22 protein-coding genes, 2 tRNA genes and 1 pseudogene are annotated in these 21,728 nt (G+C 72.1%); 11 read left to right on the forward strand and 14 right to left on the reverse strand.

What is annotated here, in order from left to right:
* From ABD211_RS32090 to ABD211_RS32105, 4 genes are all read right to left on the reverse strand, one after another.
* Positions 1 to 615: TetR/AcrR family transcriptional regulator (locus ABD211_RS32090; protein ID WP_425560579.1), on the reverse strand; the 615-nt coding region annotated here is incomplete at its 3' end.
* Positions 591 to 1,883: an isoprenylcysteine carboxylmethyltransferase family protein gene (locus ABD211_RS32095; protein ID WP_425560580.1), complete on the reverse strand. Its 1,293-nt coding sequence runs from the start codon at positions 1,881 to 1,883 to the stop codon at positions 591 to 593. The genes ABD211_RS32095 and ABD211_RS32090, both read right to left, overlap by 25 nt.
* The gene (locus ABD211_RS32100; RefSeq protein ID WP_344140137.1) at positions 1,880 to 2,812 is read right to left on the reverse strand and encodes an SRPBCC family protein; all 933 of its coding nucleotides are present in this window, start codon (positions 2,810 to 2,812) and stop codon (positions 1,880 to 1,882) included. Before ABD211_RS32100 ends, ABD211_RS32095 begins: the two co-directional genes overlap by 4 nt.
* A gap of 101 nt (positions 2,813 to 2,913) precedes the next feature.
* Positions 2,914 to 3,414 (reverse strand): hypothetical protein, encoded by a 501-nt coding sequence (locus ABD211_RS32105; protein ID WP_344140139.1) that lies wholly within the window; start codon positions 3,412 to 3,414, stop codon positions 2,914 to 2,916.
* Between the two features lie 128 nt (positions 3,415 to 3,542).
* Here ABD211_RS32105 and ABD211_RS32110 point away from each other — a divergent pair, with 128 nt between their 5' ends.
* The 4 genes from ABD211_RS32110 to ABD211_RS32125 are packed head-to-tail and all read left to right on the forward strand — an operon-like array spanning position 3,543 to position 6,547.
* Positions 3,543 to 4,358, forward strand: a complete 816-nt coding sequence (locus tag ABD211_RS32110) for a prolipoprotein diacylglyceryl transferase (RefSeq protein ID WP_344140141.1) — start codon at positions 3,543 to 3,545, stop codon at positions 4,356 to 4,358.
* Entirely contained in the window at positions 4,355 to 4,717 is a 363-nt protein-coding gene (locus ABD211_RS32115) for a hypothetical protein (protein WP_344140142.1), read from the forward strand. The genes ABD211_RS32110 and ABD211_RS32115 overlap by 4 nt, the downstream gene beginning before the upstream one ends.
* 10 nt (positions 4,718 to 4,727) lie before the next feature.
* Positions 4,728 to 6,308 (forward strand): radical SAM protein, encoded by a 1,581-nt coding sequence (locus tag ABD211_RS32120; RefSeq protein ID WP_344140144.1) that lies wholly within the window; start codon positions 4,728 to 4,730, stop codon positions 6,306 to 6,308.
* Positions 6,305 to 6,547 carry a hypothetical protein gene (locus tag ABD211_RS32125; RefSeq protein WP_344140146.1) on the forward strand — a complete coding sequence of 81 codons (243 nt, stop codon included), beginning with the start codon at positions 6,305 to 6,307 and terminating at the stop codon, positions 6,545 to 6,547. Before ABD211_RS32120 ends, ABD211_RS32125 begins: the two co-directional genes overlap by 4 nt.
* A gap of 189 nt (positions 6,548 to 6,736) precedes the next feature.
* Here the strand turns inward: ABD211_RS32125 and ABD211_RS32130 are convergent, their stop codons facing one another.
* Entirely contained in the window at positions 6,737 to 7,600 is an 864-nt protein-coding gene (locus tag ABD211_RS32130) for a 3-methyladenine DNA glycosylase (RefSeq protein ID WP_344140148.1), read from the reverse strand.
* A 56-nt stretch (positions 7,601 to 7,656) separates the two neighbouring features.
* Between ABD211_RS32130 and ABD211_RS32135 the strand changes: the two genes are divergently transcribed.
* The 4 genes from ABD211_RS32135 to ABD211_RS32150 all read left to right on the forward strand — a co-directional run bounded on the left by ABD211_RS32135 (position 7,657) and on the right by ABD211_RS32150 (position 9,839).
* Positions 7,657 to 8,448, forward strand: coding sequence for a fumarylacetoacetate hydrolase family protein (locus ABD211_RS32135; protein ID WP_344140150.1), 792 nt, complete (start codon positions 7,657 to 7,659; stop codon positions 8,446 to 8,448).
* Between the two features lie 75 nt (positions 8,449 to 8,523).
* Positions 8,524 to 8,595 (forward strand) — tRNA-Gln (locus tag ABD211_RS32140).
* Positions 8,596 to 8,653: 58 nt separating this feature from the next.
* Positions 8,654 to 8,726, forward strand: a tRNA-Glu gene (locus ABD211_RS32145).
* A gap of 81 nt (positions 8,727 to 8,807) precedes the next feature.
* The gene (locus tag ABD211_RS32150; RefSeq protein WP_344140152.1) at positions 8,808 to 9,839 is read left to right on the forward strand and encodes a glycosyltransferase family 2 protein; all 1,032 of its coding nucleotides are present in this window, start codon (positions 8,808 to 8,810) and stop codon (positions 9,837 to 9,839) included.
* 18 nt (positions 9,840 to 9,857) lie between these two features.
* Here the strand turns inward: ABD211_RS32150 and ABD211_RS32155 are convergent, their stop codons facing one another.
* The 4 genes from ABD211_RS32155 to ABD211_RS32170 all read right to left on the reverse strand — a co-directional run bounded on the left by ABD211_RS32155 (position 9,858) and on the right by ABD211_RS32170 (position 13,518).
* Positions 9,858 to 10,151, reverse strand: a complete 294-nt coding sequence (locus ABD211_RS32155; protein ID WP_344140154.1) for a hypothetical protein — start codon at positions 10,149 to 10,151, stop codon at positions 9,858 to 9,860.
* Between the two features lie 167 nt (positions 10,152 to 10,318).
* Positions 10,319 to 10,939, reverse strand: a complete 621-nt coding sequence (locus ABD211_RS32160; RefSeq protein ID WP_344140156.1) for a hypothetical protein — start codon at positions 10,937 to 10,939, stop codon at positions 10,319 to 10,321.
* A gap of 70 nt (positions 10,940 to 11,009) precedes the next feature.
* On the reverse strand, positions 11,010 to 12,755 hold the full coding sequence (locus ABD211_RS32165; protein WP_344140158.1) for a DUF3352 domain-containing protein: 1,746 nt from the start codon (positions 12,753 to 12,755) through the stop codon (positions 11,010 to 11,012).
* 76 nt (positions 12,756 to 12,831) lie between these two features.
* Entirely contained in the window at positions 12,832 to 13,518 is a 687-nt protein-coding gene (locus ABD211_RS32170; protein WP_344086954.1) for an IclR family transcriptional regulator, read from the reverse strand.
* 49 nt (positions 13,519 to 13,567) lie between these two features.
* On the opposite strand from ABD211_RS32170, the gene leuC reads away from it, so the two are divergent.
* The 3 genes from leuC (at position 13,568) to ABD211_RS32185 (ending at position 16,214) form a co-directional block, all read left to right on the forward strand.
* On the forward strand, positions 13,568 to 14,983 hold the full coding sequence (leuC, locus tag ABD211_RS32175) for a 3-isopropylmalate dehydratase large subunit (RefSeq protein ID WP_344140160.1): 1,416 nt from the start codon (positions 13,568 to 13,570) through the stop codon (positions 14,981 to 14,983).
* 20 nt (positions 14,984 to 15,003) lie between these two features.
* Positions 15,004 to 15,591, forward strand: a complete 588-nt coding sequence (leuD, locus tag ABD211_RS32180; protein WP_344140162.1) for a 3-isopropylmalate dehydratase small subunit — start codon at positions 15,004 to 15,006, stop codon at positions 15,589 to 15,591.
* A 158-nt stretch (positions 15,592 to 15,749) separates the two neighbouring features.
* Positions 15,750 to 16,214 (forward strand): HU family DNA-binding protein, encoded by a 465-nt coding sequence (locus ABD211_RS32185; protein WP_425560581.1) that lies wholly within the window; start codon positions 15,750 to 15,752, stop codon positions 16,212 to 16,214.
* Between the two features lie 84 nt (positions 16,215 to 16,298).
* On the opposite strand, the gene ABD211_RS32190 is transcribed toward ABD211_RS32185, so the two are convergent.
* The 5 genes and pseudogenes from ABD211_RS32190 to ABD211_RS32210 all read right to left on the reverse strand — a co-directional run.
* Complete coding sequence (locus ABD211_RS32190; protein WP_344140164.1) at positions 16,299 to 17,162, reverse strand: NUDIX hydrolase; 864 nt, start codon at positions 17,160 to 17,162, stop codon at positions 16,299 to 16,301.
* Positions 17,155 to 18,705 carry a CYTH and CHAD domain-containing protein gene (locus ABD211_RS32195; protein WP_344140166.1) on the reverse strand — a complete coding sequence of 517 codons (1,551 nt, stop codon included), beginning with the start codon at positions 18,703 to 18,705 and terminating at the stop codon, positions 17,155 to 17,157. Before ABD211_RS32195 ends, ABD211_RS32190 begins: the two co-directional genes overlap by 8 nt.
* Before the next feature lie 36 nt (positions 18,706 to 18,741).
* Positions 18,742 to 21,045: an RNA degradosome polyphosphate kinase gene (locus ABD211_RS32200; RefSeq protein ID WP_425560582.1), complete on the reverse strand. Its 2,304-nt coding sequence runs from the start codon at positions 21,043 to 21,045 to the stop codon at positions 18,742 to 18,744.
* Between the two features lie 250 nt (positions 21,046 to 21,295).
* Positions 21,296 to 21,514, reverse strand: a complete 219-nt coding sequence (locus tag ABD211_RS32205; RefSeq protein WP_344140168.1) for a cold-shock protein — start codon at positions 21,512 to 21,514, stop codon at positions 21,296 to 21,298.
* 3 nt (positions 21,515 to 21,517) lie between these two features.
* Positions 21,518 to 21,728: pseudogene (locus ABD211_RS32210) on the reverse strand (hypothetical protein); the annotation flags it as partial.

Genomic DNA, 21,728 nt, shown 5'->3' on the forward strand with positions numbered 1-21,728 from the left:
GCGGCGCAGGCGGGCGCGGACCGCGCGGCGGGCCACCGGGCCGAGATCGTCGACGGCCTCCACCACGGCGCCGAGCCGCTCGAGCGCCGTCAGCGCCGCGGCCGCCCCGGCGGGGTCGACGCCCTCGAAGAGCTCCAGCCCGACGAACGCGGCCGACACCGCGTGGGCGAGGCCGGCGGGGTCGGCGACGTCGGCCAGCGCCGAGTTCTCGAGCAGCCGGCGCAGCACCCCCTCGACCTCGGCGACCCAGATGGACAGCGCCCTACCGGTCGCGGCGGCGAGCTTCCCGTCGGTCTGCGCGCCCGCGAGGAGTTGGGCGAGCACCGCGACGTTGCCGTCGGCGCGCTCCTGCTCGTGCACCGCGCGTCCCACGTCCAACAGCTCGCGCAGCGACGTGACGGCGGCGAACGCCTCCCGGTAGCGCGCCACCGACGCGGTCGTGGCCACCTGGCACGCCTCGGTGAGCAGGTCGTCCATGCTGCCGAAGTGGTAGAAGACGAGCGCCTGGTTGACCCCCGCGGCGGCGGCGACGGTGCGGGCCGAGACGCCCGCGATGCCGTGGCTGCGCACCGTCCCCAGCGCGCCGTCGATCAGCTTCTGCCGCGTGTCGCCCATGCGCCTGACCCTCTCACAGCCGGCAGGTCGCGCGGCCCGGCGCCCACGCCGTCCGCGATCAGCGCGAAAACCCGGTCGAGTACGGGCAGGCGCAGCGCCCAGCCGACCGCCGCCCAGCCGAGGTGGACGTGTTCGAGCCCGCGTGCCACGGCCGCGACGCCGTCGGCGTGGTAACCGTCCGGGCCCTCGTACCGGGCCCGGCGCAAGCGCCGCGCGTGCGCCTCGGCCGGGCGGATGGCCAGCCCGACGGGGCGCAGCCCGGCCACGGCCACGGCCGTCGCGTCGCACACGTCGCAGGTGACCGACAGGTGCAGCCGCGCCGGCGCCCCGACGTAGGGGCGCCAGCGCGGCCACCAGGTGCGCACGTGCGCGCGGTACCCCGCCCAGGCCGCCCCGTGTCGGCGGGTGAGGTCGTCGTGCTCGTGCGGGCCGGCGATGAACGCCGAGAACAGCGCGGCCGATCCGGCGGCGCCCAGCAGCGTCCAGCTGCCGGTCACCGCCGCGGCCACCGCCAGCAGGCCGACGCCGGACAGCTGCATCGGATTGGCCACGTACGCGTACGGGCCGGTGGTGACCAGCCGCCTGGGCGGATCCCAGGGCCACGGCGTGCCGTTGCCCCGCTCGACGAACTCCCGTACGGCCAGGACGCCCGGCAGGCCGACCAGCGCGACGACCTGGACGACGAGCGACAGCGCCCAGCGCGGCAGACCCGTCAGCGGCGCCCACGACCCGTCGCTCAGGTCGACCGCGACGGCGGGGGCGAGCCACAGCACGAGCCCGCCGAAGACCACCAGTTGCAGCGTCGCGCGCGCGGCGAGGTGGCGCTCATCGGCCACCCAGCGGCCCAGCAGCATCGCCGGCAGCGCCACCGCGACCAGCCCTACCGCCTCGCCGACCAGCCACCAGCGGCCGAGCGCGACGGCCGGTTCGAGCAGCGGCATCGTCAGCGCGTCGAGCCAGGCGAAGCCCGCGAGCACGATTGGCACGGGCACCCGGACCAGCGCGGGCAGGCCGCCCCACAGCAGTGCCCAGCCCAGCCAGAGGTCCACCGGCGTGCCGAGCACCGAGCCGTCCATGGGCGCGAAGCTCCACCAGTGCACGGCCGCCGCGACGACGTTGAGCGCGAGGACACCGAGCGCCGCCGCCACCGTCCCGATCAGCGCCGCCCCTCCCCGACGCCGATCGGGACGGGTCCATCGCGCCGCGCCCAGGACCGCCGCGACGGGCAGGGCGAGGGCCAGGTAGCGGACGAGCGCCAGGTGGGTCACAGCTGGTCCGTCAGGTTCAGCGCGTCGAGCAGGTAGTCGGCCGCCGCGTCGGTGAGGACGTGGTCGAGCGGCCCGAAGTACCACGACGGGTCGAGCCCGCGGGTGAACGCGATGCGCAGCGTGACCTCAGTGCCGCCGGCGACGGGGCGCCACTGGAAGGCCGCGTCGCGCCAGTCGAGCCAGCGCGCGGTGATGCTGGTGTCGCTGACGACCCGGAACCGCACGCTGTCGGCGGTCCGCCCGACGACCTCGGTGACGACCTGCCCGCCGGGGCCGTGGGCGTCGCCGTGGAAGTGGAACACCCACCGGTCGCCCGGGTCGATGCCGGCGCCGCCGATGTGCTCGGGCAGGGGCATGCCGGTCAGCAGGAACGGCCGCGGCGCGGAGGCGAGCCGGGGGCCGGCGGCGACGCGTTCGGCCACCTCGGCGGGCGTCGCGGCGACGGTGTGCGTGACCGACACCTCCTGGACGGGTTCGGCCCGCCACGAGGGCACCACGCCCTCGGCGCCGAGCAGCAGGGCCAGCGGCACGACCGCGAGGTGGCGCCGGACATTCCTCGCGATGACGGCCGTGACCAGGTGGCCCACCCCGTAGACGAGTGGGGCGGCGAGCAGCACGCAGATGGCCCCCTCGTGCAGGAGCACCGCCGCGATGAGCAGCCCGACCGTGATGCCCTTGAACGTCATGCCGTGCACGCTGCGCGCGGGCGGGCTGAGCACGACGGCGAGCGCCAGCAGGGTGGGCAGGCCGACGAAGAGCATCGCGCTGTCGGTGCGTCCGGTGGCGACCGTGAGGACGAACCCCACGACCCCGGCCGTGGCCACCACGCCGGCGAGCACGTACGAGTGCCGCCGGTGCCGGGTGGTCCGCTCCTCAGTCGTCTCCTCGGTGGTCCAGGTGACCGGCTGGTCCGCCTCGTCCGCGCTCATGTGCCCTCCCCTGACGTTTGAGCGGTCGCTCAATGCAGGCAGCGTAGGGCGTGTTTGAGCAATTGCTCAAGAGGCGGATGAGGATGTGTTTGAGCACACGCTCAACGGGTCGCCGGGGGAGGCTGTCCGGTGCAGCCGAGGTTGAACGTGGCGACGTGCTGCCCGTTCTGGTTGGTGACGCCGACATCCGCGCACGCGTTGTCGCGCTCCATCCCGCGCAGCACGAACGACCACACCGCGCCGTTGCCGGGGGCGAGGCTGGACGGGCCCACGAGCGCGGGGTCGACGACCCCCTCGACGCTCATCGCCGGGTCGACCCGGTACTGCGGGTTGAACACCACGAGCATCCAGAATCCCGCGCACTTCGGTGTGTGCAGCAGTTGCGCGTCCCCGACGTACGTGTTCGACCGTGGGTCGGTCATGCGTAGGTGGCCGTCGGGCGACTCGCTCGTCGGGGCGGCCACCGAGCCGGCGACGCAGCCGGACTGGAACGGGTCCTCGCCGAGATACGGGGGACTGGCGGCGGCCGGCGTCGCCGGTACGGTGGCGGTCGCGGCCACCGCGATGACGGCGCGCGTCAGGCCGGTTGCGACGTGCTTCATCGGGATCTTCCCTTCGCCACACGGGCCGCAGCCCGTCGGGGCGGTATGTGTCAATACGTACTATATGCGCCTTTTGTTCCCTGGTGTGCTGGAACATGACGCGGCGGCCGTGCCCTAGGCTGCTGGACGTGGTGCCCACGCTCGGCCATCTGGGTCCGGTGCCCATCAACACCCACGACGTCCTCGTCGGTGTCGGGGTCCTGGTCGCCGCCGTTGTGTTCCTGCTGGAGGTCCGCCGTCGACGGGTCACCGACGAGCGGGTCTGGATCGTGGTGGCCGGCGCGCTCGTCGGCGGCGCCCTGCTGGGCCGCCTCGGCACCTGGGCCCAGCATCTCGACCTGCGGCAGAACGCGTCCTTTGTGGAACACTGGCTCTACGGCAACCGCAGCATCCTGTCCGGGCTCGTCGGCGCCTACCTCGGCGCGCTCGTGGCCAAGCGGCTCACCGGCTACCGCCTCCCGACCGGCGACCTGTTCGCCCCGGCCGTCGCGCTCGGCATGGCCGTCGGCCGGATCGGCTGCCTGCTCACCGAGCTGCCCGGCACGCCCACGGGCCTGCCGTGGGGCGTCACCCTCACCCCCGCCGAGGCGGCCGCCCTGCGCCCCGCGTACGGGGCCGACGCCGTGGCGGGAGTGCCGTTGCACCCGTCCTTCGCGTACGAGATTGTTTTTCAGCTTCTGATTTTCGGGGTGTTGTGGTGGCTGCGGGACCGGCTGCCCGTGCCGGGGGAGCTGTTCAAGCTCTACCTCGTGGGCTACGCGGCGTTCCGGTTCGCGGTCGAGTTCGCGCGGGGCAACGAGGTGGTGTTCGCCGGGCTGACCCGGCCGCAGCTGTTCCTGTTGGCCTGCGCGCCGTTGCTGGCGTGGCATGTGGTGCGTCAGGCCCGTCGCGGCGTCTACCGTGGTCTGTGGCGCGACCGGCGCGGAGCGGAGGTAGCGGCATGAGTGTGTACTACCCGCCGACAGGAGCGTCGGGGCCGGCGAAGCCGCCGCTGAAGGGGTCCTGGGTGGCCGGTGGCATCGGGCTCGCCCTGCTGGGCCACCTGATCACCATCGTGCCGTGCCTCGTGGTGCTCGCCCAGACCGACCCGAGCGACGACACCGTCGGCACGGCGGTGCTCGTCGGGCTCGTCGGCCAGTTCCTGCTCTTCGTCACCTGCCTCGTCGCCGGCATCATCCTGCTGGTCGGCCAGCGCCCGTTCCGCGGCGTCGGCCTGGGCCTGCTCATCGGTTGGGCGGTGGGGCTGCTCATCGTGCCCGTCGTGGGGTTCGGCCTCTGCGTGCAGGCCTTCAGCAGCTACTGAGGAGGCACGCGTGACCGTTGGCATGCCGCTGCGGGGCGACCGGCTGCACCGCTACGTCGGCGCGTTCTGCCCGCACTGCCACGCCCAGGACCCGGACCGTCCGCTCGCCGACGTGGTCCGGCTGTCCGGCCGGCTCGTCGAGCGCGACGGCCGGATCTGGTTGGAGCGCGGCTGCCGCGTCCACGGCCTGGTCCGGACGCTCTACGACGAGTCGCCGGAGATCCTGCGCTACCTGGAGCAGTGGACCGCGCCCACCAAGGCGCACATCCCGGACGTGCGCGGCAACTTCGCTCCGGTGCCCGAGGCCTATCTGGCCGGTCTGCCCGAGATGCAGACCCAGCACACGTGCATCCTGCTCGCCGACGTGACGGCCGAGTGCAACCTGCGCTGTCCGACCTGCTTCACCGACTCCTCGCCCGAGCTGACGGGCGTCGCGCCGCTGGCCGAGGTGCTCGCCTCGCTGGACACCCGGCTCTCCCGCGAGAACGGGCGCATCGACGTGCTCATGCTCTCCGGCGGCGAGCCCACCCTCTACCCGCACCTGGCCGAGCTGCTGCGGGAGGTGGCCGGACGCAACGTCGTGCGGGTCCTCATCAACACGAACGGCGTGAAGATCGCCCGCGACGACGCGCTGCTCGACCTCATCGCCGGCCACCGCGACCGGGTCGAGGTCTACCTGCAGTACGACGGCGTCTCGGAGCGCGCCTCCCGTCACCATCGGGGCGGCGACCTGCGCGCCCTCAAGGAGCAGGCGGTCGACCGCCTGTCCGCGCGCGGCATCTTCACGACGCTCACCATGACCGTCGCGCTGGGCGTCAACGACGACGAGATCGGCGCCGTGGTCCGCCGCGCCCTGGACACCCCATATGTGGGCGGGGTGTCGCTGCAGCCGCAGTTCGGCTCCGGCCGCTCCGGCGAGATCGACTGGTCCGACCGGCTCACCCACACCGGCGTCCTCGCCCGCCTCGGCCCGCAGACCGACGGGGCCGTGACGTGGCGTGACCTCACCGCCCTGCCCTGCTCGCACCCGCACTGCTGCTCCGTGGGCTACCTGCTGCGCGACGATGCCGGCGCCTGGCGGTCCATGACCGCCTTGATCGGCCACGACAAGCTGCTGGAGTTCCTCGACCTGGCCCCCGACGCGGTCGCCAACCGCATCGCCGACGTCGAGCTGCCCGCCACCATGCGGGTCGCCGTCAAGGAGTCCCTGCTCGGCCTGCTGTCGGAGCAGTCGTCCCTGTCCCACCCGCGTGTCGGCGACCTGTGGCGCGACATCTGCGAGAACTGCGACCTCGGCATCTCCACCCTGCTGACGCTGGCCTCCTCGGCGCTGCCCGGCGGGCAGGCCCGGCTGCGCAGGCTGCTCGGCGAGCGGGTCAAGCGGATCACCGTGAAGCCGTTCATGGACATGGCCACGATGATCGAGGAACGGCTCATCCAGTGCTGCGTGCACGTGGCGACCGTGGGCGACGCCGACGCGCACCAGTGCGCGCCGTTCTGCGCGGTGCAGGCCTGGCCGGCCCTGTCGGCCCAGCGCCTGGGGTGGTCACCGCCCGCGCGCCGCCCGCTGCCGTTGGTGGCCACGTCATGAGTACGTACGACCCGCTGCGCCTGTGCGTGTACGCCACCATCGCGCTGCTCACCTGGATTCTCGGGCCCGTCGCCGTGGTGGGCTTCGCGGTCCTCGGGTTCGTCGGCTACTGGCGCGCCCGTCGGGCGGGCCTGACCCGCTCGAAGTGCGTCCTCCGCGACACCCGCCTGGTCCTGGCCTACCTGGGCGCCATCGCCCTCGCGGGCGCCGCCGGCCTGGTCTGGCAACTGGCCACGTGACTGTTATCGCGTCACCCGGACGGCACCCTTGTCCGCATGACCTGCTGCACGGCCGCCTACGCCGGCGTCCCGTCCGCGAGCAGCGCGATAGCGGAACCCACCTGACTGACGCGCGCGTCCCGCCTGCGCGCCCGATGAATGGCCACGTACGTGCGGAACCCCGGCCGGCAGTTCCGCACGTAACTGTCCTTACGTCAGAAGCGCTGTCGGGCAGGCGGCGAGAAGAGCGTTGCGGAGGGTGGCGGCGCGGGTAGCGAAGGCGCGTTGGTGGCGGGCGTACTCCGCGCGGCCCTCGGAGGTCTCCACCGCGACAGGCGGGACGCCCAGGTCCGCGAGGTCGTAAGGACTCGCGCGCATGTCCAGGGTGCGGATCTCGCGGGCCAACGCGAAGCAGTCGGCCACCAGTTCCGACGGCACCAACGGGCTCAGCTTGTACGCCCACTTGTACAGGTCCATGTTGGCGTGCAGGCAGCCCGGTTGCTCATTGTCGTGCTGGGTCTCGCGGGTCGGGGTCAGGACGTTCAGGGGCCGGGCCGGCGCGGTGAAGAACCGGTACGCGTCGAAGTGGCTGCACCGGATCCGGTTGGTCGCCACCACCTCCGCCGTGGCCGCCGGGGTCAGCCGCAGGGGCCAGGCGTTGTGGCGTACCTCCTCCTGGGTCTGGCGGTAGACCATCGCCCACTCGTGCATGCCGAAGCAGCCGAACTGGGCCTCCCGGCCGGCGGTGCGCCGGAGCAGCGTGGTGATCCAGCCCAGCGAGTCGCCGCGGCGGGCCAGGACCGCGGCCGTGTCCAGCGTCACGCCGCCCGCGACGGCGGTGTAGAACGGGCCGAACTCGTCCGCGTCCGCGCCGGCCAGCGTCACGCCCGCGCCGGGGTGCCAGCGGCGCAGCTGGGCGGGACGGTGCGAGTAGTACGTGAACAGGAAGTCATGCACCGGGTGCTTCTCGCCGCGCCTGCGGCGGGACAGGTGCGGCGCGGTCCACCCGTCGACGCGTTGCTCGTGCGCCCGCTTGCGGTCCCGCCAGACGGGCTCGGGCAGCGTGTCGTTCATTCCTCGACGGTAGCCCAGGCGCCGTGCGCGGCCCGGGGCGCCGTAGGGTGGGCGACGTGCGTATCGCGAGGTTTGCCCATACCGGCGGAATGTCTTTCGGCGTTGTCGAGGGGGAGCCGGGCGCGGGGCCCGAGGCTCTGACCGTCGCCGAGATCGAGGGCCACCCGTTCGGGGAGATCACGTTCACCGGCCAGCGGTGGGCGGTCGCCGACGTGCGGCTGCTGTCCCCGATCCTGCCCAGCAAGGTGGTCTGCGTCGGCCGCAACTACGCCGAGCACGCCGCCGAGCTCGGCAACGAGGTGCCCAGGGAGCCGCTGCTGTTCCTGAAGCCCTCCACGTCGATCATCGGCCCGCAGGACGTGATCAAGCTCCCGCCGCAGTCCTCGCGGGTGGAGCACGAGGCCGAACTGGCGGTCGTGATCGGCGTCACCGGCGCCCGTCGCGTCGACCGCGTCGGCGCCGCCCGCGCGATCTTCGGCTACACCTGCGCCAACGACGTCACGGCCCGCGACCTGCAAAAAGCCGACGTGCAGTTCACCCGCGCCAAGGGCTTCGACTCGTTCTGCCCGATCGGCCCGTGGATCGTGACCGGCCTCGACCCGGCCGACCTCGAGGTCCGCTGCGAGGTCAATGAGGAGGTACGCCAGCTCGGCCGTACCAAGGACATGATCTTCGACGTACCCACGCTGATCTCGTATGTGTCGCACGTCATGACGCTGCTCCCCGGCGACGTCGTGCTCACCGGCACGCCCGCCGGCGTCAGCCCGATCCTCGACGGCGACGTGGTCTCCGTACGCGTCGAGGGGGTCGGTGAGCTGGTGAACCGGGTGGCGAATCTGGAGACGTGACCCGCGTCGCGGATACCGGTTTGGGATCTCGCGGGGGCGTCCGGTAGAGTTCTCCACCGGTGCAGCAAGCACCGATGGGGTATGGGGTAATTGGCAGCCCAACTGATTCTGGTTCAGTTAGTCTAGGTTCGAGTCCTGGTACCCCAGCGGCCGATGCTTCGTGCATCGGTGCTGGTATGTTGTGCAGCACCACCGGTTCGGTTCTGGTCCCGTCGTCTAGCGGCCTAGGACGCCGCCCTCTCAAGGCGGTAGCGAGGGTTCGAATCCCTTCGGGACTACGCGTAAGGCCCCGGCCACTCCTGATGGAGTTGCCGGGGCCTTTTTCGTCACCGGGGTGCGCCACCTCAAGGAAGGGTCAAGTGCGGGCCTTCGCGGTCGATGGGCCGGGCATGACAGGTGCCCCGAAGCTCGCCGCCGCGCTCATCGTCCGGGACGAGGAGGCGGTGCTCGGCCGGTGCCTCGAGTCGCTGCGCGGCGTCGTCGACGACATCTACGTGCACGACACGGGTTCCACGGACCGCACCGTCGACATCGCGACCGGGTACGGCGCGCACGTCAGCGAAGGGCCGTGGACGCACGACTTCGCGGCCGCCCGCAACGCGGTCCTCGACCGGGTCGATCCCGGCACCGGATGGGTGCTCAGCGTCGACGCCGACGAGGAGGCCGTCGCCGACGCGCGCCGGCTGCGCCGGGCGCTGGCAGGCAGCCGCGCGGACCTGTTGGCGGTGTCCATCGAGAACGTCGGGCCGAGCACTTTCGTCCATCAGGCGCCGCGGCTGTTCCGGCGCGCCCGTTGCCGGTGGACGGCGCCGGTGCACGAGCAGATCGTCGCCCGCGACGGCGGGCTGGTGCGCTTCGAAGGGCTGCCGACCGGCGCGCTGATGCTGCGTCACTCGGGCTACGCGGACGCGGCGAAGGTGGCGGTCAAGAACGAGCGCAACGTCCGCATCGCCCAGGCGACCGTCGAGGGACTCGCCGCGCAGGGCGGTGCCGCCGATCCGGGCGTGGTCGCCCGTACTCTCCTGGATCTTGGCAGGGCCTGCCTGGCGGCGGATCGCGGCCAGGAGGCGGTGGACGCCTTCGAGATGGTGCGTGAGCTGTTCCCCGGAACGGTGGAGTGGGCCCGGGCGACCGACGCGCTCGCCCGGCAACTGATCAACGCGAACATGCCCGACGTGGTGCTGGTGCTCGCGGGGGAGCTGCGTGGCGCCGGGTTCTCGCCGTCCTACTGCGACTGGCTCATGGCCCACGCCATGCTGCGCCTGGGCGACCGCGACGCCGCCCGGCGGCTGGCCGAGAACATCACCGAACTGGTCAACGTGGAAGGCACGCGACTGGACCCCTCAGCGCTGGCGGACCTGAGGCGGGTCGTCGGCGCCCGCGCCGCCTGACGCCCGGGACAGGCAGTCCTAGTACGGGCTCATCTGATCCAACAGCTTCTCGGCCGCCCGCACGATTTCCGTGACCTTCGGTAGGTCGCGGGCGACCTCCGAGGCGTCGAGGTCCGGCTCGTCCGCTGACGGGTACTCAGCCTGGTTCCGGCGGCGCCGGAGCCGGTCGAAGGGCCGCAGGATCCCGCCCAACGGCGGGTCCAGTTGTGCCGTCAGCGCGTCAATTACTGCGAGGTGTCCACCACGGCTGGTGGCGCGAAGCCCTTGATTCTCAAGGACCGCAGCGAGCGCCTTGCGCGCCGCGTCATACATGAGTTGGTATGCGCCTGCCGGGTCGCTCCTGGTGATGGCCTGGGCAGAGCGAAGGTGGCGTTCTGCCTAGGTGAGGAGCACGTCGGCGTGGTCCCGGCTGGGCGGCACCCGCTCGAGTTCGCCGCGTGCGATCAGACCATCGACCGCACTACGGCCCTGTTCCCATCTCATGAGGACTCCCGTCGAAGCTCCAACTGAACGGTTGGCCGGCCGCGCACCGAGGCGAGGAAGGGGTTGTCGTCGGTGGACTCCCACGTCGCGACGGAGACCTGGCGGACATTGACCTCTCGACCAAGGCGGCGCTCGGCCGCACGTGCCGCGTCGAACAGGACGTCCTCGTCGGCACTGCCTACAACGAGGACGTCGACATCACGTGGAACCGGACCTGCTTCGCCCGAGTAGCGGGCCGCCCAGGAGCCGTAGATGAGCGCCTCGCGCACGCCGTCGACGGTGGCGAGCAGCTCCCCGAGGACGACGGCGGGGCCGTACGTCAGGACCAACAGTTCGGTGAGGGGCCGTGCCAACGGCGTATCGAGGTTGGCGCGGAGCAGGCGCATGTTGCCCCTGCGCTGCTCAAGTACGAGGCCGGCGCTGACGAGGCGGTCGGCTTCACGGCTCATCGTCGGCTGGCTGGTCCCGAAGTGACGGGAGAGTTCCACCACGCTGAAGGACTCATCCGTGCGCAGATAGAGCCAGGTGAGCAGCTCCCCGACAAGCTGCGATCGGAGGAGCGGAAATAGCGCGGAACTAAGTTGCACAGGATGAATAGTACCTTGCAGATCCTGCATATTCTCTGGTTACGGGTCGGCGCCCGGCCCGGGTTGTCGGGCCGGGCGCCGTAAAGCCGGACGGTGAGCGTCAGGCGATGATGAGGCGGAGCAGGCCGGAGGTCGTGTCGCCCGTGGTGGCCTGCACCAGGGCGATCGTCTTCACCGGGACCGGGTCGCCCTTGTCGGACTTCGCGACCGTGGCCAGGTCCACGTAGAGGACCGTGTTCGCGTTGGCCGGGCCGCCCGCCGTCGCGCGCTGGAACTCCGGCTTGTCGCCGAGCTTGCCGGCGCCCGCGGTGTAGCCCTCGGTGGTCGCCGTGACCGTGTTGCCCTGCACGTCCGCCACGAGCCCCGTCGGGCTCATGGACCCGACCGCGTCCTTCAGGGTGGCGGCCGCGTCGGCGGACGTGGTCTCGGCGACGATGCGGGCGGCGGGCTTGTCCGGCGCGTGGGTCACCGCGACGGTGATGGCGGCGCCGGACAGGGCCTTCAGGTACTTCTCCGTTTCGGCCCGGAAGTCCTTGTCCGGACCGTAGTCCATGCCGCCGCCGCTGCCCATCATCTTCTGGGTCAGCTCGTCCAAGCGGTCGGACTCGGCCTTGGTGAGCTTCTGGGGGTCCTTCGCCAGGAGCTTCTTGATCTCCTTGTTCTCCGCCTCGGTGAGGCCGGGGAAGCCGGGCATGTCGCCGGGGTCGAACTCCTCGCCCGGTTCGACCCGCTCGACCTCGCTGAGATCGCCGAAGGAGCTGAAGGCGCCGAAGCCGAAGAGGCCGCCGAACAGCATGCTCGCCACGTTGTTCGCGGCGAGGGTGTCGGGGAGCTTCGTGGCCGCGCCGATCTGCGTGTCGCCGGGCATGGCCGCGACCTTGGCGAGGGCGTCGCCGCCACCCGCCGCGGCGGTGCCGGCCGACGTGCCCGTGAGGTGGTAGCGGGCGTCGAAGCCGTCGGTTGTCGCCCGTACTCCCAGAATGAGCGTGCCGCTGGTGTCGCCCAGCTGAACCAGCGACTTCTCGCCGACGGCCTTGACCATGTCGCCGATGGCGCCGAAGTCGGCCCACACGGTGAGCAGCTGGTCGTCGTCGAGGCGGGCGGCGGCGTCCTTGAACGCGGGCGAGCTCGACAGCGGGTTCCTGGCCGCCTCGTCGGCGGCCCTGGTCGCGGCGGCCTGGGCGTCCCGCGTGCCGATGGCGATGAGCGCGCCGCCGTCGCGGACGACGAAGCCCAGGTCCGTGTCCTTGATGGCAGCGTCGACCCGCTTGAGGCCCTCGACCGCCTTGGCGTCGTCGTTGGTCGCGGCCGCGATCAGGGCGTACGGCTCGTCCTTGCCGTTGGGCAGGAGGCTGACCGCCACCCGCTTGTCCAGCCAGCTGATGATGTCGCGCTTGACGTCGACGCCGTCGAGCCCGGCCTTCTTGAGCCACGCCTCCAGGAAGCCCTTGCCGTCCTTGGCGCCCTCCGGCAGGTCCTTGGCGACCTTGAGCAGCTTGATCTGCTGCTCCAGGCTGGCGGCCAGGTCCAGGCCCGCGAAGGCGACCACCGTGGCCGGAGTGAACTCCTCGGGCCGCTTGTCGGGGCTGAGCATCGAGGCCGCGTACGCCCCGACGCCGACCAGCAGGGCGAGTACCACGCCGGCGGCCAGCGCGATCCGGACGGGGCCGAAGCGGCGGCGCGGGGCCGGTGGGACGTCCGTGGCGAGCACGTCGGTGGCCGCGAACGCGAGCGGCCCGGGTGCGAGTTCGGTGGCCGTCGTCGGCGAGGCCCAAGGGTCGGCAGGCGGTTGGGCCGCCGGGACGGTGCCGTCGGGCGTGGGCGCGCCGGCGTCGGGGTGCGTCATCAGCTTCCTTCCAGGGAAGGTCGAGGGACGCACATCGTATTTCGTCGACGCCAGGGGGCGTCGGGCCCTGACCGGGTCAGAGGCCAGAGAGGCGTTGTCCGGCCCGGACCACGGCCATCGCGTGCCGGTCGCCGGGGCGGCGGCCCAGACGCTCTATGGGACCCGAGACGCTGATCGAGGCGATCACCCGGCCGGTGCGGTCGCGGATCGGCGCCGAGACACTCGCCACACCGGGCTCGCGCTCGGCGACGCTCTGCGCCCAGCCGCGCCGGCGCACCTCGGCCAGCGTGCGGCCGGTGAACTTGCAGCGCGGAAGGAGCGGCATGACCGCTTCCGGTGGCTCCCAGGCCAGCAGGATCTGCGCGGCCGAGCCGGCGGTCATGGGCAGCACCGATCCCACGGGGACGGTGTCGCGTAGGCCACTTACCCGCTCCGCGGCCGCCACACAGACCCGTTCGTCCGCCCGGCGCAGGTACAGTTGGGCACTCTCACCGGTGGCGTCCCGCAGTGCGGTCAGCATGGGGCCGGCGGCGGTGAGAAGGACATCGGGAGCGGCGTTGGCCAACTCGCCGAGGCGTGGCCCGGGGCGCCAGCGACCCTGCGCGTCACGAACCAGCATCCGGTGTATTTCGAGGGCCTGTGCGAGACGGTGCGCGGTCGCCCGGGGCAGCTTGGTCCGCTCAACAAGTTCGGCCAGGCTGGCGCCGTCGACACACGCGCCGAGAATCACTACCGCCTTGTCGAGAACGCCGACTCCGCTCATACTGTGTCCCACGCGGTGAAACATACCTCCCAAACTTTAGGATGTCCAGATGGTGGGAGCCACGAAGTCCAGCGGGCGCACGCTCGCCGAAAAGATCTGGGACGCGCACGTCGTACGGTCAGCGGACGGCGAGCCCGACCTGCTCTACATCGACCTGCACCTCGTGCACGAGGTCACCAGCCCGCAGGCGTTCGACGGCCTGCGCATGGCGGGCCGCCCGGTGCGTCGGCCCGATCTCACGCTGGCGACCGAGGACCACAACACGCCCACCGACAACCTCGTCAAGATCCTTGACCCGGTGTCCCGCACGCAGATCGAGACGCTGCGCCGCAACGCGGCCGAGTTCGGCGTCCGCCTGCACTCCCTCGGCGACGCGGAGCAGGGCATCGTGCACGTCATCGGCCCGCAGCTGGGCGTGACCCAGCCCGGCATGACGATCGTCTGCGGCGACTCGCACACCGCCACCCACGGCGCCTTCGGCGCGCTGGCCTTCGGCATCGGCACCAGCGAGGTCGAGCACGTGCTCGCCACCCAGACGCTGCCCCAGAACAAGCCGAAGACGATGGCGGTCAACGTCGTGGGCGAGCTGGGGCCCGGCGTCACCGCCAAGGACCTCATCCTGGCCCTCATCACCCAGACCGGCACCGGCGGTGGCATCGGCCACATCGTGGAGTACCGGGGTGAGGTCATCCGCAACCTCTCCATGGAGGGTCGGATGACGATCGCCAACATGTCCATCGAGTGGGGCGCGAAGGCGGGCCTCATCGCGCCGGACGAGACCACGTTCGCCTACCTCAAGGACCGCCCGCACGCGCCCAAGGGCGCCGACTGGGACGCCGCCCTGGAGTACTGGCGGGGCCTGGCCACCGACGACGACGCGGCGTTCGACACCGAGATCACGATCGACGCCAGCGCCGTCACGCCGTTCGTCACCTGGGGCACCAACCCGGGTCAGGGCGCGCCGCTGTCGGCCGTCGTGCCGGACCCGGCCGACTTCGTCGACGCGAGCGAGGCCGGTGCGGCCGAGCGCGCGCTGGCGTACATGGACCTCACTCCGGGCACGCCGCTGCGCGACATCGCGGTGGACGTCGTCTTCGTCGGCTCCTGTACCAACGGCCGGCTGGAGGACCTGCGGGCCGCCGCCGACGTGCTGCGCGGGCGTCAGGTCGCCGACGGCGTACGGATGATGGTGGTCCCCGGGTCCGCCAAGGTGCGCGCCGCCGCCGAGGAGGAGGGTCTGGACAAGATCTTCACCGACGCGGGCGCCGAGTGGCGCTTCGCCGGCTGCTCCATGTGTCTGGGCATGAACCCCGACACGCTCTCGCCGGGCCAGCGCTCCGCCTCCACCTCGAACCGCAACTTCGAGGGCCGGCAGGGCAAGGGCGGACGTACCCACCTGGTCTCGCCGCCGGTCGCGGCCGCCACCGCCATCGTCGGGCGCCTCGCCGCCCCCTCGGACCTCTGACCCAGGAAGGCTCAGCTTCGATGGAGAAGTTCACCGTCCACTCCGGCACCGCCGTGCCGCTGCGCCGTTCCGACGTGGACACCGACCAGATCATCCCCGCCGTCTACCTCAAGCGCGTGACCCGAACGGGATTCGCCGACGGGCTGTTCAGCGCCTGGCGGGCCGACGAGACGTTCGTGCTCAACAACCCCGTCCACGAGGGGGCCACGATCCTGCTGGCCGGGCCCCAGTTCGGCGTCGGCTCGTCCCGCGAGCACGCCGTCTGGGCCCTCCAGGACTACGGCTTCAAGGTGGTCATCGCGCCCTCGTTCGGCGACATCTTCCGCAACAACGCCCTCAAGGGCGGCCTGCTGCCGGTGGTCCTGCCGGAGAAGCAGGTGGCCGAGCTGTTCGACCTGGCCGAGTCCAACCCGGCGGCCCAGATCACCGTGGACCTCGGTGAGCAGCAGGTCCGCGGCGAGGACTTCGCCTGGCCGTTCACGGTGGACCCGCACAGCCGCTGGCGGCTCATGGAGGGCCTGGACGACATCGGACTCACGCTGCGTCACGCCGACGCCATCACGGAGTTCGAGTCCGGTCGGCCGGCGTTTCTGCCGAAGGTGGCTTAGCCGTAGCCGTTTCGGGGCACCTCTCGTTGACAACCGCACGCGGGAATCCGTTGCGACCCAACGATTCTTTTTGGCCATATGTTTGTATCCGGGCCGGTAAAGGATTAGCGTGCGCGAAGAATGGCTGTTTGTGAACAGCAATGTACGGGAGGGAAACCGTGAACAAGGCCGAGCTCATCGATGCGCTCGCCGGTCGACTGGGCGACAAGAAGTCCGCGACCGCCGCGCTCGACGCAGTCCTCGCTGAGATCCAGGCCGCCGTCACCAAGGGTGACAAGGTGGCCATCACCGGCTTCGGCGTCTTCGAGAAGCGGGTGCGGGCAGCCCGCACGGCCCGCAACCCTCGCACAGGGGAGGCCGTCAAGGTCAAGAAGACCTCGGTCCCGGCGTTCCGCGCCGGTGCCAGCTTCAAGGACATGGTCGCGGCCGGCAAGGTGCCGAAGGTGACGAAGGCGGCCGCGCCGGCTAAGAAGGCGACGGCAGCCAAGACTGCTCCCGCCAAGAAGGCCGCTACCAAGGCGGCGCCGGCCAAGAAGACCGTCACCAAGGCGGCTTCGACCAGCGCCCGCAAGACGACCACCGCCAAGACCGCCGCGAAGAAGGCTCCGGCCAAGAAGCGGTAGGCATAGCTCCGACAGCGGGGTGGGTCCGGACGGACCCACCCCGCTGCCATGTCCGGGCTGCCATGTCCGGGCCGCCATGTCGGCTCAGGCGGTCAGGCGGTCCGCCACGACCGCGCCGTCGGCGGCGAAGCCGACCACCCAGCCGGCGCCCTTGGGCGTCGTGAAGTCGTCGGCCCGCCCGCCCGTCAGCTCGGCCAGCAGCGTCGGCATCAGGCCGCCCTGGCTGCACACCACAATGGAACCGGCCCCGCCCGCCAGGGCGCGCGTTCGCCGCGCCGCGGCCGCCGGATCGCCCGCCTCGTCAAATGCCGTCTCCACCTCGATCGGCAGATCCAGTGTGGACGCCATCGGCGCCATCGTCTGGACGCACCGGCGCGGCGCTGCGGAGATGATCCGCCGCGGGCCGAAGCAGGTCAACGGCTGGACGAGCCCGACCGCACGGTTCTGGCCCGCGCGGTCCAGCGGACGGGCGGCGTCCGGCCCGGCGAACTGGCCCCGCTTGCCCGCGCTCGCGTGCCGGACCAGCACGGCCAGACCGGTCAGCGCGGGTCGTGACTGGTACGCCGCGAGCACCTCGATGTCGTGCGGATACGTCAACCGGTCGTGTGCCTGCGTCGGGTCCAGCCACGCCACGTCGTCGATCTCGTCGCCCGGCCGGAACCCGGTGTCGGTGCCGGCCGTCATCGTCCAGTAGTCCACGGTCTTGTCGGCGGTGCCGCCGGCGACCGCGACCGGGTAGGTCACCGTCGTGAGGCGGGTGCGCACGAGCGGGCGTACGCCCGTCTCCTCCCACACCTCGCGCCAGGCCGTGACGACGGGCGCCTCGCCGCGGCGCGCCTTGCCCTTCGGCAGGGTCCAGTCGTCGTAGCGGGGGCGGTGCACGAGCGCGACGAGACCGTCCCGGACGAGGACCCCGCCCGCCGCGCGTACCGGTTGTGCGTCAGCCATGGCCCTCATACAGCCAGCGGGTCAGGCGGCGGCGCGACGCGCGTCGCCACGCGCCGGGGAAGGCGGTCCGCGCCGCCCGGACGGCGGCCCGCTCCCGCTCGAAGAGCCGGCCCGCCGTCACGGCGAGGACGTGGTCGTCGGGGTCGCCGTCGGCGATGGCCAGCCAGCTCTCGCCCGCGAGCACCGCGTCCTGGTGCTCGCCGAGCAGGTCCTGCACCGAGCCGAGCGCGGCCGCCAGATCCCCGGCACGGCCGCCGAGGACGTCCGCGACGGCATCGGTGGCGTACCGGGCCCGCTTGCCGTGGATGCGTACGGCGTGCCAGACCTCGTCGCGCGCCGCCGGGTCGAGGTCACCGGCGCCCGGGTCGTGGCGGCTCCCGGCGGCGAGCCGGTGCCACGGCTTGTAGATCAGGTGCGGCAGGACGACCGCGGCCGGCTCGGTGGCCCGGTCGGTGAGCTGCGGCGCGCGGGCGGCCGCCAGCAGCGTCTCCAGCAGCGTGAGGTAGCGCGGGCCGCGCATCGCCTCGTCCAGTCGGGTCAGCGCCTCCTCGTGCCGCGCGGCGAGGTCGGCGTCGATGCGGGCGACGGCCGCGGCGTCCAGGGTCGCCAGAGTGTCGGCCTCGGCTGTGCGGCGCAGCCGCGCCCGCAGCACCTCGGCGTCGCGGGCCGCGCCGAGCAGACGGGCCAACCAGCCCACCTCGTCGCGCAGCGCCCGCGCCCAGCGGCGCTTGACCAGGACGTCGAAGGTACGCAGGTCCGAGCGGAGCCGTCGGCAGCCGACCCGCATCTGGTGCACCGCCGTGTCGTCGTCGCCCACGGGCGCGCGCAGCCGGACGAGGGGGTCGTGGCTGATGATGCGGGCGATGTCACGTTGGACGGCGGTCGTGACGACCTCGCCGGCGCTCGCCTTGCGCCCCGGCCGCCCCGGCGCGGCCGGCCAGTCCGGCGCCTGGCGGGCCTCCTCCCCGAGCGCCCGGACGTGCTTGGGAACGAAGCCGTCGGTGCCCATCCGGGCGCCGGCCGCGAGGAGCGCCTTCGACACGTGGCCCAGCAGCTTGCGGCCGCCGCCCTTGCGTTCGGCCTCGACCTCGCGGAACGTCTGCCGAACCCGGCGGTCGTGGAGCACGCTGACGGCGTCGTCGACCACCTCGACGAGCATCTGGTCGTCGGCGTCGAGGAGCTGGTACGCCCGCCGCACGGTGCTCAGCGACCCCACGGGCGCGACGGGTGCGCCCCGGGTGAGGGCGAGCACGAGGTCGAGCAGGAACTGCGGCGGCTGGGCGGCCGGACCCGACCGGGAGATCTCATGCCGCACGCCGGGGGTGGCGGTGGGGAGCTTGACGGTCCACGGTTCGTCGTCGCCGCGGCGGTGGCGCAGCGACGCGCCGGCCCGGGCGAGCCGGAGATCGGCGGTGTCGTAGTAGGTGGCGCGCAGGCGCAGCGGGGGTCGGGCAATGATGCGGCCACCGGCGGGCAGGTGGGGCGTCAGGTCCGGCATGGCGAACCGGGCGTCCACCTCGAATTTGCGCTCCTCCTCCAGCATGGCGGCCACTCTAACGGTGGAAGGTGTCCACCGCGGTCAGTCGTGCCGGGCGATGGTCCGGCGCAGCAGCGCGTCCTGCAGGTCGACGAGGGGGGCCTCGTCGGTGCCCACGCGGCGGTGCCACTCGCCGTGCTGGTCAAGGTCGAAGCCACCGGTCGCGTCGCTCATCGCGGCGGTCAGGACGGCGTCGAGCTGCGACTGCGCGGCCCGGTCGGTGATCTGCACCAGGGCCTCGACGCGACGGTCGAGGTTGCGGTGCATGAGGTCGGCCGAGCCGATCCAGAACTCGGCCCGGTCGCCGGAGCCGAACCGGAACAACCGGGAGTGTTCCAGGAACCGGCCCACGATCGAGCGCACCCGGATGTTCTCCGACAGCCCCGGCACCCCCGGGCGCAGCGCGCAGATGCCGCGCACGTTGAGGTCCACGGTCACGCCGGCCCGGCTGGCCCGGTAGAGGGCGTCGATCGTCTCCTCGTCCACGATGGAGTTCACCTTGAACTGGATGAGACCCGACCCGGTGGCCTTCGCCGCCGCGATCTCCCGCTCGACGCGCTCGATGAGGCCCGATCGCACCCCGTGGGGAGCGACCAGCAGCCGGCGGTAGCCGGTCTGCCGGCTGTACCCGGTCAGCACGTTGAACAGGTCGGTGAGATCGGCGCCCACCTCCGGGTCGGCCGTGAACAGGCCGAAGTCCTCGTAGATGCGGGCCGTCTTCGGGTGGTAGTTGCCGGTGCCGATGTGGCAGTACCGCTTCAGGTAGCCACCCTCGTGCCGGACCACCATGGCGATCTTGCAGTGGGTCTTGAGGCCCACCATGCCGTAGACGACGTGGCAGCCGGCGCGCTCCAGCATGCGGGCCCAGCCGATGTTGGCCAGCTCGTCGAAGCGGGCCTTCACCTCGACCAGCACCACCACCTGCTTGCCGGCCTGCGCGGCCGCGATGAGGGCGTCGACGACGGGGGAGTCGCCGCTGGTGCGGTAGAGGGTCTGCTTGATGGCCAGGACGTTCGGGTCCGCCGCGGCCTGCTCGATGAAGCGCTGCACGCTCGTGGAGAACGAGTGGTACGGGTGGTGCACGAGGATGTCCCCGTCGCGCATCCGGGCGAAGATGCTGCGCGGCACCTCGCCCTCCGCGAACAGCGGATGGGTGGCGGGCCGGACGGGCCGGTCCTTCAGGTCCGGGCGGTCGACCTCGTTGTGCACCTGCCACAGTGCCGACAGGTCGAGCAGGCCCGGCACGCGCAGCACGTCGTGGTCGGCGAGTGTCTCGTCGAGCGTGCCGGCCAGCTCCCGGACGAGCAGCTGCAGCACGTGGTCGGAGATGGTGGCGGCGACCTCCAGCCGCACGGGCGGCCCGAACCGCCGGCGGGCCAGTTCGCGCTCCAGGGCCTGCAGCAGGTCCTCGTCGCGGTCGTCGTCGACCTCCAGCTCCGCGTTGCGGGTCACCCGGAACACGTGGTGCTCCACCACCTGCATGCCCGAGAAGAGCAGCCCGAGGTGGGCCGCGATGAGCTCCTCCAGGGGCAGGTAGCGCGCGGCGCGCCCGTCGTCGACCGGACCCATCACGGCGATGAACCGGGGCACGTTGTTGGGCACCTTGATGCGGGCGAACAGCTCCGGCCCGCCGTCCGGGTCGCGCACCACGACGGCCAGGTTCAGTGACAGGCTCGAGATGTACGGGAACGGGTGGGCGGGGTCCACGGCCAGGGGCGTGAGCACCGGGAAGATCTGGTCACGGAAGTAGGCCCGCAGCCGCTCGTGCTCGTCGTCGGCGAGGTCGGCCCAGGTGAGGATCTCGACGTGCTGCTCGGCGAGCGTCGGCGCGATCTGCTCGGTGAAGCAGCGGGCGTGCCGCGAGACGAGGTCGGCGGTGCGCTCGGCGATCGACCGCAGCATCTCGCGCGGGGTCAACCCGTCCGGCCCGGGCGCGAGCAGGCCCATCTGCATGCGCCGCTTCAGGCCGGCCACCCGGACCATGTAGAACTCGTCGAGGTTGCTGGCGAAGATGGCGAGGAACTTGGCCCGCTCCAGCAGCGGCACCGTCGGGTCCTCGGCGAGGGTGAGCACGCGGGCGTTGAACTCCAGCCAGGACAGTTCCCGGTTGAGGAACCGGTCGTCGGGCAGTCGCTCGTCGACCGTACTGTCGCTGTCCGCCACGCCCGCCTCCCCTGGCCACGCCTGCGTGGGCGCGACGTTGCCCTCCGACAGCGCCGTCTCCGCGCCCCATGGTGTCAGATCCGTCGATGCGGGGGCCGGGTCCACCGCCGCCGGCTCGGCGATCTCCGGCGCTGCCGCTTCCGGCCCTGCCGTCTCCGGTGCTGCCGGGGCCGGTTCGACCAGAGCCGGTTCATCCGGCGCCGGATTCGCCGTCACGGTGTTCTTCCCCGAGCCGTTGCGCGGGCTCCGACCGGAGCGGTCGTTGAGGTCGACCCAACCGGTCGGTTGATCGGTTTCGGCGACCGAACTCGTGGCGGACGGGCGGCTGGCCGAACGGGTGGTTCGCCGCTGGCGAGGGGCAGGCTGGGCGGGGGTGGCGCTCACCCGCTCATCATCGCCTGAACGTAGTGAACACGGGGTGAACTTCGAGTGACTATGGTTGGAGAAGGGTCAAGATTGTGATCTTGGAAATCGATCCATCACCATCTCGCTCCAGGCGTACCCGCTGGCCAAGGCGGAGCAGGCGCAGGCCCGAAGAGGTGAACGCCGAGGCCGGAAAATCGAGCGCCGTGCCGTCGTCGAGCAGGACGGTCCCCGCCCCGGACGCCTCGTCGAAGGAAGAAACGGTGCCCTGTCGAGGCGACGCGTTCATCGATCAGCCCCTGTCCCCGGCCGTGGGCCGGTCGTAAGTGAAGGCCCGGTCATCGACACGGTAGCCGACCCCGGTGAGCAGGGCGGCCGTGTGCGGGCCGAGGCCGAGCGCGGCGGCTTCGGCCAGGTCCTCGGCGGTGTCGACGTCGCGGCGCAGGGTGGGCAGGGCGCCCGCCAGCGCGACCGCGCCCCCCGCCGCGTGCGCGGCGGCGGAG

The organism is Luedemannella flava (assembly GCF_039528515.1).
Classification (GTDB): Bacteria; Actinomycetota; Actinomycetes; order Mycobacteriales; family Micromonosporaceae; genus Luedemannella; species Luedemannella flava.

Excerpts from the sequence above, each read along its gene's own strand:
- leuC (WP_344140160.1), top strand. The coding sequence starts at position 13,568 with ATGGTGGGAGCCACGAAGTCCAGCGGGCGCACGCTCGCCGAAAAGATC.
- ABD211_RS32125 (WP_344140146.1), top strand. The coding sequence starts at position 6,305 with ATGAGTACGTACGACCCGCTGCGCCTGTGCGTGTACGCCACCATCGCG.
- ABD211_RS32130 (WP_344140148.1), bottom strand. The coding sequence starts at position 7,600 with ATGAACGACACGCTGCCCGAGCCCGTCTGGCGGGACCGCAAGCGGGCG.
- ABD211_RS32170 (WP_344086954.1), bottom strand. The coding sequence starts at position 13,518 with ATGAGCGGAGTCGGCGTTCTCGACAAGGCGGTAGTGATTCTCGGCGCG.
- ABD211_RS32105 (WP_344140139.1), bottom strand. The coding sequence starts at position 3,414 with ATGAAGCACGTCGCAACCGGCCTGACGCGCGCCGTCATCGCGGTGGCC.
- ABD211_RS32100 (WP_344140137.1), bottom strand. The coding sequence starts at position 2,812 with ATGAGCGCGGACGAGGCGGACCAGCCGGTCACCTGGACCACCGAGGAG.
- ABD211_RS32155 (WP_344140154.1), bottom strand. The coding sequence starts at position 10,151 with ATGTATGACGCGGCGCGCAAGGCGCTCGCTGCGGTCCTTGAGAATCAA.
- leuD (WP_344140162.1), top strand. The coding sequence starts at position 15,004 with ATGGAGAAGTTCACCGTCCACTCCGGCACCGCCGTGCCGCTGCGCCGT.
- ABD211_RS32115 (WP_344140142.1), top strand. The coding sequence starts at position 4,355 with ATGAGTGTGTACTACCCGCCGACAGGAGCGTCGGGGCCGGCGAAGCCG.
- ABD211_RS32195 (WP_344140166.1), bottom strand. The coding sequence starts at position 18,705 with ATGCTGGAGGAGGAGCGCAAATTCGAGGTGGACGCCCGGTTCGCCATG.
- ABD211_RS32165 (WP_344140158.1), bottom strand. The coding sequence starts at position 12,755 with ATGACGCACCCCGACGCCGGCGCGCCCACGCCCGACGGCACCGTCCCG.
- ABD211_RS32160 (WP_344140156.1), bottom strand. The coding sequence starts at position 10,939 with ATGCAGGATCTGCAAGGTACTATTCATCCTGTGCAACTTAGTTCCGCG.
- ABD211_RS32205 (WP_344140168.1), bottom strand. The coding sequence starts at position 21,514 with ATGAACGCGTCGCCTCGACAGGGCACCGTTTCTTCCTTCGACGAGGCG.
- ABD211_RS32190 (WP_344140164.1), bottom strand. The coding sequence starts at position 17,162 with ATGGCTGACGCACAACCGGTACGCGCGGCGGGCGGGGTCCTCGTCCGG.